The organism is Microbacterium radiodurans (genome assembly GCF_008710705.1).
GTDB classification, from domain to species: Bacteria; Actinomycetota; Actinomycetes; order Actinomycetales; family Microbacteriaceae; genus Microbacterium; species Microbacterium radiodurans.
Window position 1 is genome coordinate 345,374 of sequence record NZ_VYRZ01000002.1, and the last position, 12,660, is coordinate 358,033.

Here is a 12,660-nt window from a genome sequence, read left to right on the forward strand (position 1 = left end):
CGGATCGGTGCTGATGGAACCATCATACGGCGGCCTACGCTGAACGGATGGCTCGACCGCGCACCCGCCCCGCCCCGCCCCGTGCCACCGCGCCCGACCTGCCACCGGACCCGGCGCCGACCCCGCTGGCGCGCTCGGCCGACGTCGTCGAAGCACTCGTCCAGCCCGGTCCGGCCGACGCCGACGGCGCGTTCGCGCGCATCTCCGAGAGCGTCGTGGCCGCGGCATCCGTCGATCGCCTCGACCTGACCGGGGCGATCCTCAGCGACGTCCGCTTCGACGATCCGGCGGCGGCCTCCCTCGCGGCGCGCGAAGGCAGCTGGCAGAGCGTCCTGGTCTCGGGCGGGCGCATCGGCACGCTCGATCTGACGCGTGCCCGGTGCGAGGGGGTCGAGTTCCGCGGCGTGCGGATCGACTACCTCTCGGCCCCCGCCGCCACGCTCCGCGACGTCCTCGTGGTCGACTGCGTCATCGGCACGCTCGATCTGCCGGGAGCGTCTCTCGAACGCGTCCGATTCGCGAACACCACCGTCGAGGAGGTCGACACCCGCGAGATGCGAGCCGCCGATCTCGACCTGCGCGGGCTGGAGGCGCTCGCCTTCACCGACGTGCGAGCGCTCCGCGAGGCGACGATCTCGCTCCGACAGGCCGAGGCGCACGCCGGCGTCCTCGCCGCCGCGCTGGGCATCGATGTGCAATCGGCCGACGAGACGAGCCGGGAGCGCACGTGATCGCCCGGACCCCACGGCTCGTCCTCCGCGAGATGACGGCGGGCGATCTCGGACCCCTCCGCGAGATCCTCGGGGATCCCGTGGCGATGACCGCTTACGAGGGCGCGTTCTCCGAGGCCGAGAGTGCGAGCTGGCTCGAGCGCAATCTCCGCCGAATCGCGGACGACGGATTCGGCCTCTGGGCCGTCGATCTTCCCGGCGTCGGGATGATCGGCGAGTGCGGCATCACCCGCCAGCGGATCGAGGACGACGAGGTGCTCGAGGTCGGCTATCACTTCCAGCGCGCGCACTGGCATCGCGGCTATGCGACCGAGGCGGCGTCGGCGGCGCGGGACTGGGCGTTCCGCGAGCTGGAGGCGCCGTCCGTCTGGGCGAAGGTACGCGACACGAACCTGGCGTCGATGAACGTCGCGATCCGTCTCGGCATGACCGTCCGACGGCGCTTCGTCACCCGCTACCGGGGCATCGACATGCCGCACCTGGCCTTCGCCGTCGATCGCTGACCACCGCCGTCGGCAGCGGCGCGATCAGTTCTCGCGCCAGTCCTCGCCGCGCACCTGCACGGTCGGTGAGCCCTGCAGCAGACGCGACACCGGGCAGCGGTCGTGGGCGGATGCGGCGAGCTCGCCCGCTTCGCGCTCATCGAGGCCCTGCGCCGATACGAAGGCCGTGACGACGAACTCGTAGCCGCTGCGTCCGACGGCGTCGCGCATCTCGACCTCCACCCGGACGCGGCTGCGGCGCTCCGCGCGGACGATCGCCTGCACCGTCGCGTCGAGACAGGTCGACCAGGCCAGCGCCAGGAGCTGCTCCGGATTCGCGGCCGCCGGGTCGTGCCCGTCCTGCAGCGGGTTCGCCACCGCGACCGAGAGGCCGCCGGGAACCCGGCTGACACCGGTGCCGCCGTCGTCGTTGATCGCGGTCGTGCGGTACCGGGTCGCCATACCCCGACTATAGTTGAACGTCGTCCAACTATCCGGAGGATGCCGCGTGCCCACCCCCGACCATCCGGTCGCCCTCACGGGCGTCGATGTCACCTACCCGGGTGGTGCCGCCGCACTCCGCGCGGTCGATCTCACCGTCGACCCCGGCGAGATCTTCGGTGTCATCGGGGAGAGCGGAGCGGGCAAGAGCACGCTGCTGTCGTTGATCACGGGAGAGATCGCGCCGACCGACGGCGGCGTCCGGGTCCTCGGCGAGGATCCCGCGACGCTGTCGGCGGCACGACTGCGTGCCCTGAGACGCCGGATCGGCGTCGTCTTCCAGGGCGTTCACCTGCTCTCGGGTCGGACGGTGCGCCAGAACGTCGCGCTGCCCCTCGCCATCGCGGGGCAGCGCCGCGATCGTGGTGAACGAGCCCGCCACGGCGAACGCGTCGACGAGATGCTGCGGTTCGTCGGCCTCGACGAGCGCGCAGAGGCCTACCCGGCTCAGCTGAGCGGCGGCCAACGTCAGCGCGTCGGCATCGCTCGCGCTCTCGTAGGGCGTCCCGAGCTGCTGCTCTGCGACGAGCCGACCTCGTCGCTGGACGCCGGAACGACGGTGAGCGTCCTCGACCTGCTGCGCGAGGCGCGCGAGCGGTTCGGCACCACGATCGTCGTCGTCACGCACGACCTCGCCGTCGTACGGCAGATCTGCGACCGGGTGGCGCTCTTCGACGCGGGCGCACTCCGCGACATCCTCGAGGTCGCACCCGGCAGCGCTCCCGTCGAGGAGTCGTACCTCGACCGCGCGCGGCGGGAGCTCGGCGCTTGAACGCGTTGCTCGAGTCGCTGTCGAGGCGCGGCGACGATCTGCTCGAAGCCCTCGCCGAGACGGGATACATGCTCGCGGTCTCGCTGACCGCGGCGATCGTGGTGGGCCTGCCGCTCGGCATGCTGGTGTATCTGACGCGGCGCAGGGGTGCCGCCGAGAACCGACCTGTCTGGTGGGTCGCGAACCTCTACATCAACGTCGTGCGCTCGTTCCCGTTCCTGCTGCTCGTGGTGTTCCTCGTACCCGTCACCCGCCTCGTCTACGGCACGACGTTCGGCACCCCGGCCGCGACCTTCTCCCTCTGCTTCGTCGCCGTGGCCATCTACGCCCGCCTCGTCGAGCAGATCCTGCGGGAGATCCCCCCGGGCATCGGCCGCGTCGCCCGCGCGATGGGCGCGAGTCTCCCTCAAACGGTGCTGCGGTTCCTGCTCCCCGAGGCGGTGCCGGGCCTCGTGTACGCCCTCACGTCGGCGACCATCAGCCTGCTGTCCTACTCGACCGTGCTCGGCGTCGTCGGCGGCGGCGGCGTCGGCGACTTCGCACTCCGCTACGGCTACCAGGAGTACGACTACGCGCTCATGTACTTCACCATCGCCGTCATCCTCGCGGTGGTCCTTGCGATCCAGGCCGCCGGCAACCGCCTCTCGATCCGCCTCGATCACCGCTGAATCATCGTCCGACCGCACTCGCGCACAACGCACCGCACTCCAGGAGAATCCATGTCCTTCCGAACCCCCCGCGCCCGGATCGCCGCCGCCGTCACCGCGACCGCCACCGCCCTCGTCCTCCTCGCCGGCTGCGCCACCGGCGGCGCGGGCGGAACGGACGACGGTGCCGATCCGGCGGAGACCGTCACCCTGCGCGTCGGCGCCGTGACCTCGCCCGCCACCGACATCGTCGACGCCGCGGGCGACGCGATCGCCGACGGCTACGAGATCGAACTGGTGGAGGTCTCGGACTACGTCACGATCAACAACATGCTCGCCGCGGGCGACATCGACGCCAACTTCTCTCAGCACGAGCCGTACATGACCGAGTTCAACGAGAAGAACGGCGCATCGCTCGAGGCCGTACAGCCGATCTACAACTTCGTCATCGCGTTCTACTCGAAGACCCTCTCGGACATCGACGAGCTGCCGACCGGCGCCACCGTCGCGATCCCGAACGATTCCTCGAACACCGCCCGGGCGCTCAAGCTGCTGTCCGACGCCGGCGTCATCGACCTCGCCGCGGGGGTCGACCCGTACGCCGCCACCCTCGACGACGTCACCGGCAATCCGAAGGATCTGCAGTTCCTCTCGCTTCAGATCAATCAGCTGAACACCGCGTACGACGAGGCCGACCTCGTCTTCCAGTGGCCCTCGCACATCGCCGCGCTCGGCCTCACCCCGCAGGACGACGGCCTGCTCACCGAACTCGACGACCGCTTCGCCCTGCAGCTCGTCGTCCCCGCAGCGGACGCGGACTCCGCCGCGACGCGCGCCCTCGTCGACGCGTTCACGAGCGACGACGTGCGCGAGGTGATCTCGGGCAACGCCACGATCGAGGCGGCGTTCTGACCGACGCCGTGCGGTTCCTCGGCGGGGCGCATGCCGTGCGCCCCGCCGAGTAGACTCGGGGCACCCACACTCAGGCACGCTCACACAGTGCCGCACATATCGCCGAGGAGCACCCATGGCCGCGCACATTCCCGACAAGCCCGCCCTGGAAGGCCTCGAGCAGAAGTGGGATGCCGCCTGGGCCGACCGCGGCACGTACCTCTTCGACCGCGCGAGCGCCGTCGAGGGCGGACGCTCGAGCGTCTTCTCGGTCGACACGCCGCCGCCGACGGCATCCGGCTCGCTCCACATCGGCCACGTGTTCTCGTTCACGCACACCGACCTGAAGGTGCGCTTCGAGCGCATGCGCGGCAAGAACGTCTTCTACCCGATGGGCTGGGACGACAACGGCCTGCCCACCGAGCGGCGCGTGCAGAACTACTACGGCGTGCGCTGCGACCCCTCGCTCCCCTACGACGCGTCGTTCACCCCGCCCTTCGAAGGCGGCGACAACAAGTCGAGCCGCGCCGCCGACCAGGTTCCGATCAGCCGTCGCAACTTCATCGAACTGTGCGAGAAGCTCACGATCGAGGACGAGAAGCAGTTCGAGTCGCTGTTCCGCCAGCTCGGGCTCTCGGTCGACTGGACCCAGACGTACCGCACCATCTCGGACGACACGATCCGGACGAGCCAGCTGGCGTTCCTGCGCAACCTCGAACGCGGCGAGGCGTACCAGGCCCTCGCGCCGACCCTGTGGGACATCGACTTCCGTTCGGCGATCGCGCAGGCCGAGCTGGAGGACCGCGACCAGCAGGCCTCGTACCACCGCGTCGCCTTCGCGAAGACCGACGGCACCGGCGACATCCACATCGAGACCACGCGGCCCGAGCTCCTCCCCGCGTGCGTCGCGCTCGTCGCCAATCCCGACGACGACCGATACAAGCCGTACTTCGGCCAGACCGTGCGCACCCCCCTCTTCGACGTCGAGGTGCCCGTCCTCGCGCACCCGCTCGCGCAGCCCGACAAGGGCTCGGGCATCGCCATGATCTGCACGTTCGGCGACGTCACCGACATCATCTGGTGGCGCGAGCTCCACCTGCCCAACCGCACGATCCTCGGAGCCGACGGTCGCATCCTCGCCGATGCGCCCGACGCGATCACGACCGACGCGGCTCGCGCCGCGTACGCCGAGCTCGCCGGCAAGACCGTCTTCAGCGCCAAGAAGCGCATCGTCGAGCTGCTGCAGGAGTCGGGCGATCTCCTCGAGGTCTCGAAGCCCTTCACCCACCCCGTGAAGTTCTTCGAGAAGGGCGACCGCCCGCTCGAGATCGTGTCGACACGGCAGTGGTACCTGCGCAACGGCGCCCGCGACGCGGAGCTCCGCGATCGCCTCATCTCACTCGGCCAGAGCATGTCGTGGCATCCCGACTTCATGCGCGTGCGCTACGAGAACTGGACGAACGGGCTGACCGGCGACTGGCTCGTGTCGCGTCAGCGCTTCTTCGGCGTGCCGATCCCGATCTGGTACGCCCTCGACGAGAACGGCGAACGCGACTACGACCGGGTCATCACCCCCGACCTCGGCCGGCTGCCCGTCGACCCGACCACGGACGTGCCGGCCGGCTACACGGGCGAGCAGCGGGGTGTGCCGGGGGGCTTCGACGCCGAGCGCGACATCTTCGACACGTGGGCGACGTCCTCCCTCACTCCGCAGCTCGCCGGCGGATGGCAGCGAGACGACGAACTGTGGGACCTCGTCGCACCGTTCGACCTGCGCCCCCAGGGCCAGGACATCATCCGCACCTGGCTCTTCTCGACGATGCTCCGAAGCGTCCTGGAGGACGGCCGTGCGCCGTGGTCCGACGCCGCGATCTCCGGCTTCATCGTCGATCCCGATCGCAAGAAGATGTCGAAGTCCAAGGGCAACGTGGTCACGCCGGCCGACATCCTCGCGCAGCACGGCACCGACGCCGTCCGCTACTGGGCCGCCTCCAGCCGTCTGGGCGCCGACGCCGCGTTCGACCCGCAGAACCCGACGCAGGTGAAGATCGGTCGCCGCCTGGCCATCAAGGTCCTCAACGCGGCGAAGTTCGTGCTGTCGTTCCCGGTGCCGGAGGGTGCCGAGATCACTCACGCCCTGGATGCGGCGATGCTCGCGACGCTCGACCGGGTCGTGGCGGATGCGACCCGCGCCTTCGAAGCGTACGACCACGCGCGCGCCCTGGAGGTCACGGAGGCGTTCTTCTGGACCTTCTGCGACGACTATCTGGAGCTCGTCAAGGAGCGCGCGTACGACCGGAACGACAGCGGTCAGGCCTCGGCGGCCCTCGCGCTGCGGCTCGCGCTGTCGACGCTCCTCCGCCTGCTCGCCCCCGTCCTGTCGTTCGCGGCCGAGGAGGCCTGGTCGTGGTTCGAGGACGGGTCGGTGCACACCGCGCCGTGGCCCGAGCCGCTCGGCATCGCCGGTGAGCCCGCGACGCTCGTGGCCGCGAGTACCGCCCTCATCGGCATCCGTCGCGCGAAGACCGAGGCGAAGGCCTCGCAGAAGACGCCCGTCGCGGTGCTCTCACTCAGCGCGGATGCCGCGACGGTCGCCCGCCTGCGCGAGGTCGAGGGCGACCTCAAGGCCGTCGGTCGCATCGCCGCCCTCGAGCTGGCGGAAGGCGCCGGCGAGATCGTCGTCGAGCGGGTCGAGCTCGCGCCGACGGAGGCGTGACGTGCGGCTGGGCACGCGCTGGGCGAGCGGGGACGAGCCTCCGGCATCCGTTCCCTCCGCCCTGCGGGCGCAGATCGCGCGCGTCGACGGTGAGATCGACGACGAGCAGCGGCCGCGGTGGACGCTGACCTGGTTGGAGGGGCGACCGGTCGCTGAGCTCGAGACGGGCGTCGTGGTCTCGCTCTCGCCCACGGGCGCGATCGTCGTGGGTCAGATCGACGACGACGAGACCTGAGTTCCGCGGGCCCACGTAGGCTCGAACGATGACGACGTCTTCACGCTCGCTCCTCGACGGCCCTTCGCTCGATCACGGGCTTCCCGACTACCGCGCCATCGCGGTCGAGGACTACCTCCCGGCCTTCATCGAGGCGTTCGCCGAGCAGCGCGCCGAGATCGACGCCATCGCGACGGATCCGTCCGAGCCGACGTTCGAGAACACGATCACGGCCTGGGAGGCCAGCGGGCGACTCCTCGGCCAGGTGTCCCGCACCTTCTTCACCGTCAGTTCCGCCGACGCGACCGCGGCGATTCAGAACATCGACGAAGAGCTCGCGCCGCTGATGTCGGAGCACGCGGATGCGATCGAGCTCGATGGGCGCCTCTATACGCGCGTGCAGCGCCTCTACGAGCAGCGGGCGGACCTGCGGCTCTCGGATGAGGAGCGCTACCTTCTCGAACGACGACGCACGCAGCTGATCCGCGCGGGCGCCGCGCTCGACGAGACGGCGAAAGCGCGCCTGACGGCCCTCAACACCCGGCTGTCGGTCCTCACCACGACGTTCGAGAAGAATCTCCTCGCCGACACCAATGACCTCGCCGTCGTGTTGGACTCGGCCGAGGAGCTGGCCGGACTGACCGACGGCGAGATCTCGGCGGCCGCGCAGGCCGCAGCCGAACGCGGGATGCCGGGACGCTACGTCATCGCCCTCACCCTCTTCACCGGTCATCCCCGCCTGGCGTCGCTGCGCTCGCCCGAGAGCCGACGTCGGCTCCTCGCGGCGTCGCGAGCGCGCGGCTCGCGACCCGGCGAGAACGACAACCGTCCCGTCCTCCTCGAGATCGTCCGGCTGCGCGCCGAACGCGCCGAGCTGCTCGGGTATCCCTCGCACGCCGCATACGTCACCGCCGATCAGACGGCGGGGAGCCCGGGCGCCGTCGAATCGCTCCTCCGGCGCCTCGCCGTGCCCGCGTCACGGAACGCGATCCGCGAGGAGCAGGCGCTCCGCACCGCCGCCGGGGACGACCATGCCGCTTCCCGGATCGACGCGGCCGACTGGGCGTTCTACACCGAGAAGGTCCGTTCGGCCACCCTCGACATCGACACCGCGGCCCTTCGGCCGTGGTTCGAGGCGGAGCGCGTCCTGCGTGACGGCGTCTTCTACGCCGCGACCCGGCTCTACGGCATCACGTTCGCCGAACGCCCCGATCTCCCGGCGTACCACCCCGACGCCCGCGTGTTCGAGGTGCTCGACGAGGACGGGTCGCACCTCGGGCTGTTCATCCTGGATCTCTACACGCGCGACACCAAGCGCGGCGGCGCCTGGATGAACTCGATCGCGTCGCAGTCGGAGCTGCGCGGCACGACGCCGATCGTCGTGAACAACCTCAACGTCGCGCCGCCCGCTCCCGGCACGCCGACACTGCTGACACTCGACGAGGTGACGACGCTCTTCCACGAGTTCGGTCATGCTCTGCACGGCCTGTTTGCGCGCGTCACCTTCCCGAGCTTCGCCGGCACCAGCGTGTTCCGTGATTTCGTCGAGTTCCCGAGCCAGGTGAACGAGATGTGGATGTTCCGCCCGGAGATCCTCTCGAACTACGCGCGGCACATCGACACGGACGAGCCGCTGCCGGACGACGTGCTCGCGCGTCTCGAGGCGTCGGGGACGTTCAATCAGGGATTCGCCACCAGCGAGTACCTCGCCGCGGCGTGGCTGGATCTCGCGTGGCACTCGCTCTCGGCCGCCGATGCCGGTGCGGTCGACGACGTGGCCGCGTTCGAGGCCCGAGCGCTCGCCGACATCGGGCTCGATGACCCCGCCGTGCCCCCGCGGTACTCGTCGACGTACTTCGCACACGTCTTCTCGGGTGGCTACAGCGCCGGCTACTACTCGTACATCTGGAGCGAGGTGCTGGACGCCGATACCGTCGAGTGGTTCGACGAGAACGGCGGGCTGGACCGTGGGAACGGCGACCGCTTCCGCGAGCGGGTGCTCGGCGTCGGCGGATCGAAGGATCCGCTCGCCGCCTACCGCGACTTCCGCGGTCGCGACGCCCTCATCGATCCGCTGCTGGCGCGTCGGGGTCTCCGGGGCTGACCGGCGGCGTCGGCTGCGACGGGGCGTCGGCTCCGCTCGGATCATTGCGCACGCGGTAGACCAGGCGAGCGAACTGCCCGACGGCCTTCGCCGACTCGAGCGTCAATCGGTCCGATTCGATGCGGCGGGGAAGCAGCGGGGCTCCGGCTCCGAGCATCACCGGCGCGACGGAGACGGCGATCTCGTCGAGCACATCGGCATCGAAGAACTGTCCGGCGAGATCGCCGCCGCCGACCACCCAGATATCCCGCTCCCCTGCGGCATCCCGCAGCCGTGGCAGCGCATCGCGCACGGAGCCGCGGAGGAACGTCACGTCGGCACCGGCCGGCACGGGGAGTTCGCGCGTGGTGAAGACGAACGTGGGCCGATCGCCGTGGAACTCCTGCCACCGTTCGGGGTGCGCGACGATGTCCGATTCTGCGAGCACCCATTCGTAGGTAGTCGAGCCTTCCACCAGCACACCGGCATCGGTGGGCAGGACCTCGTCATCGGGAGTCTGCCCGCCGTCGGCGGCGAAGAGCCAGCCGAGCGAGTTGTCCTCGTCTGCGATGAAGCCGTCGATCGATGTGGCGGTGTCGAAGATGATGCGTCCCATGCGCCGAACCCTACGCCGCGGCTGAGACACCCACCGCCACCGGTCGCACTTTCGACGCAGGCGATCCGCCGGACGCAGGACGACGCCGCCCAGACGTTCCTGTTTCGGAAGGTGCGCCTGTCTCGAATGACAGGCCCGGCGGCTCAGGCGCTCTTGCGCTTCTGTCGCAGCACCAGCGTCGGGGCGGCACCATCGTCGACGGCGGCGCGCGTCACGATGACCTTGTCGACGTCGTCCGCCGACGGGATCTCGAACATGATCGGGCCGAGCACGTCCTCGAGGATCGCACGGAGACCGCGCGCGCCCGTCTTCCGCGCGACGGCGAGGTCGGCGATGGCGCGGAGCGCGTCATCCTCGAACTCCAGCTGGACGCCGTCCAGCTCGAACATCCGCTGATACTGCTTCACGAACGCGTTCTTCGGCCCCGTCAGGATCTCGATGAGCGCCTTCTGGTCGAGGGGCGACACCGAGGTGACGACCGGCAGACGGCCGATGAACTCGGGGATGAGACCGAACTTGTGCAGATCCTCGGGCTCGACCTCGCGGAAGAGATCGAGCTCCTTGTCCTTCTCCTGCAGCGGCGCCCCGAACCCGACCCCGTGCTTGCCGACCCGCGACGAGATGATCTCCTCGAGCCCCGCGAAGGCGCCGGCCACGATGAACAGCACGTTCGTCGTGTCGATCTGGATGAACTCCTGGTGCGGGTGCTTGCGGCCTCCCTGCGGGGGAACCGACGCGACCGTGCCCTCGAGGATCTTCAGCAGAGCCTGCTGCACTCCCTCGCCCGACACGTCGCGGGTGATCGAGGGGTTCTCGGCCTTGCGGGCGATCTTGTCGACCTCGTCGATGTAGATGATGCCGGTCTCGGCGCGCTTGACGTCGAAATCGGCCGCCTGCAGGAGCTTCAGCAGGATGTTCTCGACGTCCTCGCCGACGTAGCCCGCCTCGGTGAGCGCGGTGGCGTCGGCCACGGCGAACGGGACGTTGAGCCGCTTGGCGAGCGTCTGGGCGAGGTAGGTCTTGCCGCAGCCGGTCGGGCCCAGCAGCAGGATGTTGCTCTTGGCGATCTCGACGTCGTCGGCGCGCTGCTCGGCGGGCTGCAGCGTGCCGTGCGCACGCACGCGCTTGTAGTGGTTGTACACCGCGACGGACAGCGCGCGCTTCGCGGGATCCTGACCGACGACGTACTCCTCGAGGAACGAGAAGATCTCCCGCGGCTTCGGGAGGTCGAAGTCGGCGACGGCCTCGTCGCCCGCCTCGGCCATGCGCTCCTCGATGATCTCGTTGCACAGCTCGACGCATTCGTCGCAGATGTAGACGCCCGGTCCTGCGATCAGCTGCTGGACCTGCTTCTGGCTCTTGCCGCAGAACGAGCACTTGAACAGGTCGGCGCTCTCACCGATGCGAGCCATGTACCCCTCCTGGATGCCGGATGCCGCGACCCCGGGGTGCGCGGTGATTCGAGCCTAACCTCTCCCGACGACATCCCCGCGGATTTCGCCGGTCCGCGGCGGGGTCGTGGTGGAACGACCGAGGGCCCCGGGATGTCCCGGGGCCCTCGGTGGGTACGCGTGCCGCTCAGGCGGTGATCGCCGCGGGCGTGCGCTTGCGCGAGGTCAGCACCTGGTCGACGATGCCGTACTCGAGAGCCTCGTGCGCCGAGAGGATCTTGTCGCGGTCGATGTCCTTGTTGACCTGCTCCTGCGTGCGGTTGGTGTGGCGCGCCATCGTCTCCTCGAGCCACGTGCGCATCCGGAGGATCTCCGCCGCCTGGATCTCGATGTCCGAGGCCTGGCCGTGACCGGCCTCGCCGACGGCGGGCTGGTGGATCAGGATGCGCGCGTTCGGCAGCGCGAGCCGCTTGCCCGGGGCGCCTGCTGCCAGCAGAACGGAGGCAGCCGACGCCGCCTGGCCGAGGACGACGGTCTGGATCTGCGGCGAGACGTACTGCATCGTGTCGTAGATCGCCGTCATCGCGGTGAACGACCCACCGGGCGAGTTGATGTACATGATGATGTCGCGGTCGGGGTCCTGCGACTCGAGCACGAGCAGCTGGGCCATGACGTCGTCCGCGGATGCGTCGTCGACCTGCACGCCGAGGAAGATGACGCGATCCTCGAACAGCTTGTTGTAGGGGTCCTGGCGCTTGTAGCCGTATGCCGTGCGCTCCTCGAACTGCGGCAGGATGTACCGGCTCGAGGGAATCGCCGCACCGTGCGGAAGGCCGAAGGCGGGGGTGTTCATTCTTCTCTGTCTCCTTCGGTCGATCAGTTCTCGGTGCCGCCGCCGCCGACGACGTCGGTCGCAGACTCGCGGATGTGGTCGACGAATCCGTACTCGAGCGCTTCCTGCGCGGTGAACCAGCGGTCGCGGTCGCCGTCCTCGTTCACCTGCTCGACGGACTTCCCGGTCTGGGCGGCGGTGATCTCGGCGAGGCGGCGCTTCATGTCGAGGATGAGCTGGGCCTGCGTCTGGATGTCGCTCGAGGTGCCGCCGAAGCCGCCGTGGGGCTGGTGCAGCAGGACACGCGCGTTCGGGGTGATGTAGCGCTTGCCCTTCGTGCCCGCCGTCAGCAGCAGCTGACCCATCGAGGCGGCCATTCCGATGCCGACCGTGACGATGTCGTTGGGGACGAACTGCATCGTGTCGTAGATCGCCATGCCGGCCGTGATGGACCCACCGGGCGAGTTGATGTAGAGGTAGATGTCTTTCTCGGAATCCTCGGCTGCGAGCAGGAGGATCTTCGCGCAGATCTCGTTCGCGTTCTCGTCGCGCACCTCCGACCCGAGCCAGATGATGCGGTCCTTCAGCAGTCTGTCGAAGACGCTGGTTGCGATGAGGGGGTCAGCCATGTGTGCTCCTGATCCGAAGTTTCGTGACGTGTCGAATCTACCGACGCGACCGGCGCGCCCCGGCCGTGTTCGCCCTGGGCATAGCCGCGCCGCGATCGATCCGTCCGACGGTCGACGCGCCGGAGACGACGACGGGGACGGATGCCGCAGCATCC

Annotated in this window: 13 protein-coding genes; 8 read left to right on the plus strand and 5 right to left on the minus strand. The window is 69.5% G+C overall.

Annotated elements, in window-relative coordinates; all coding sequences use genetic code 11:
• Positions 1-47 precede the first annotated feature (47 nt).
• Together F6B42_RS07385 and F6B42_RS07390 are read left to right on the plus strand one after the other, a co-directional pair.
• On the plus strand, positions 48-731 hold the full coding sequence (locus F6B42_RS07385; protein WP_150418984.1) for a hypothetical protein: 684 nt from the start codon (positions 48-50) through the stop codon (positions 729-731).
• Entirely contained in the window at positions 728-1,234 is a 507-nt protein-coding gene (locus F6B42_RS07390) for a GNAT family N-acetyltransferase (RefSeq protein ID WP_150418985.1), read from the plus strand. Before F6B42_RS07385 ends, F6B42_RS07390 begins: the two co-directional genes overlap by 4 nt.
• Positions 1,235-1,258: 24 nt before the next feature.
• On the opposite strand, the gene F6B42_RS07395 is transcribed toward F6B42_RS07390, so the two are convergent.
• Entirely contained in the window at positions 1,259-1,675 is a 417-nt protein-coding gene (locus tag F6B42_RS07395) for an OsmC family protein (protein WP_150418986.1), read from the minus strand.
• Between the two features lie 46 nt (positions 1,676-1,721).
• Here F6B42_RS07395 and F6B42_RS07400 point away from each other — a divergent pair, with 46 nt between their 5' ends.
• From F6B42_RS07400 to F6B42_RS07425, 6 genes are all read left to right on the plus strand, one after another.
• Positions 1,722-2,486: an ATP-binding cassette domain-containing protein gene (locus tag F6B42_RS07400; protein WP_150418987.1), complete on the plus strand. Its 765-nt coding sequence runs from the start codon at positions 1,722-1,724 to the stop codon at positions 2,484-2,486.
• Positions 2,483-3,154 carry a methionine ABC transporter permease gene (locus F6B42_RS07405; protein ID WP_223878398.1) on the plus strand — a complete coding sequence of 224 codons (672 nt, stop codon included), beginning with the start codon at positions 2,483-2,485 and terminating at the stop codon, positions 3,152-3,154. Before F6B42_RS07400 ends, F6B42_RS07405 begins: the two co-directional genes overlap by 4 nt.
• Before the next feature lie 51 nt (positions 3,155-3,205).
• On the plus strand, positions 3,206-4,045 hold the full coding sequence (locus tag F6B42_RS07410; RefSeq protein WP_150418988.1) for a MetQ/NlpA family ABC transporter substrate-binding protein: 840 nt from the start codon (positions 3,206-3,208) through the stop codon (positions 4,043-4,045).
• Positions 4,046-4,160: 115 nt separating this feature from the next.
• Positions 4,161-6,740, plus strand: coding sequence for a valine--tRNA ligase (gene valS, locus F6B42_RS07415; RefSeq protein WP_150418989.1), 2,580 nt, complete (start codon positions 4,161-4,163; stop codon positions 6,738-6,740).
• A 1-nt stretch (position 6,741) separates the two neighbouring features.
• Positions 6,742-6,975 carry a hypothetical protein gene (locus tag F6B42_RS07420; protein ID WP_150418990.1) on the plus strand — a complete coding sequence of 78 codons (234 nt, stop codon included), beginning with the start codon at positions 6,742-6,744 and terminating at the stop codon, positions 6,973-6,975.
• A gap of 28 nt (positions 6,976-7,003) precedes the next feature.
• A complete protein-coding gene (locus F6B42_RS07425; protein ID WP_150418991.1) occupies positions 7,004-9,058 on the plus strand; it encodes a M3 family metallopeptidase in 2,055 nt (684 codons plus the stop codon).
• Here the strand turns inward: F6B42_RS07425 and F6B42_RS07430 are convergent.
• The 4 genes from F6B42_RS07430 to F6B42_RS07445 form a co-directional block, all read right to left on the minus strand.
• Positions 9,018-9,653 (minus strand): dihydrofolate reductase family protein, encoded by a 636-nt coding sequence (locus F6B42_RS07430; protein ID WP_150418992.1) that lies wholly within the window; start codon positions 9,651-9,653, stop codon positions 9,018-9,020. The two genes, F6B42_RS07425 and F6B42_RS07430, sit on opposite strands and share 41 nt — an antisense overlap.
• A gap of 143 nt (positions 9,654-9,796) precedes the next feature.
• On the minus strand, positions 9,797-11,065 hold the full coding sequence (gene clpX, locus F6B42_RS07435; protein ID WP_150418993.1) for an ATP-dependent Clp protease ATP-binding subunit ClpX: 1,269 nt from the start codon (positions 11,063-11,065) through the stop codon (positions 9,797-9,799).
• 166 nt (positions 11,066-11,231) lie between these two features.
• A complete protein-coding gene (locus F6B42_RS07440) occupies positions 11,232-11,897 on the minus strand; it encodes an ATP-dependent Clp protease proteolytic subunit (RefSeq protein WP_150418994.1) in 666 nt (221 codons plus the stop codon).
• Between the two features lie 23 nt (positions 11,898-11,920).
• Entirely contained in the window at positions 11,921-12,505 is a 585-nt protein-coding gene (locus tag F6B42_RS07445) for an ATP-dependent Clp protease proteolytic subunit (RefSeq protein ID WP_091498200.1), read from the minus strand.
• Positions 12,506-12,660: the final 155 nt, after the last annotated feature.

What these genes read in the sequence shown, in the direction of transcription:
- F6B42_RS07385 (WP_150418984.1), top strand. Translation starts at nt 48, where the DNA reads ATGGCTCGACCGCGCACCCGCCCCGCCCCGCCCCGTGCCACCGCGCCC.
- F6B42_RS07395 (WP_150418986.1), bottom strand. Translation starts at nt 1,675, where the DNA reads ATGGCGACCCGGTACCGCACGACCGCGATCAACGACGACGGCGGCACC.
- F6B42_RS07410 (WP_150418988.1), top strand. Translation starts at nt 3,206, where the DNA reads ATGTCCTTCCGAACCCCCCGCGCCCGGATCGCCGCCGCCGTCACCGCG.
- valS (WP_150418989.1), top strand. Translation starts at nt 4,161, where the DNA reads ATGGCCGCGCACATTCCCGACAAGCCCGCCCTGGAAGGCCTCGAGCAG.
- F6B42_RS07425 (WP_150418991.1), top strand. Translation starts at nt 7,004, where the DNA reads ATGACGACGTCTTCACGCTCGCTCCTCGACGGCCCTTCGCTCGATCAC.
- F6B42_RS07430 (WP_150418992.1), bottom strand. Translation starts at nt 9,653, where the DNA reads ATGGGACGCATCATCTTCGACACCGCCACATCGATCGACGGCTTCATC.
- clpX (WP_150418993.1), bottom strand. Translation starts at nt 11,065, where the DNA reads ATGGCTCGCATCGGTGAGAGCGCCGACCTGTTCAAGTGCTCGTTCTGC.
- F6B42_RS07440 (WP_150418994.1), bottom strand. Translation starts at nt 11,897, where the DNA reads ATGAACACCCCCGCCTTCGGCCTTCCGCACGGTGCGGCGATTCCCTCG.
- F6B42_RS07445 (WP_091498200.1), bottom strand. Translation starts at nt 12,505, where the DNA reads ATGGCTGACCCCCTCATCGCAACCAGCGTCTTCGACAGACTGCTGAAG.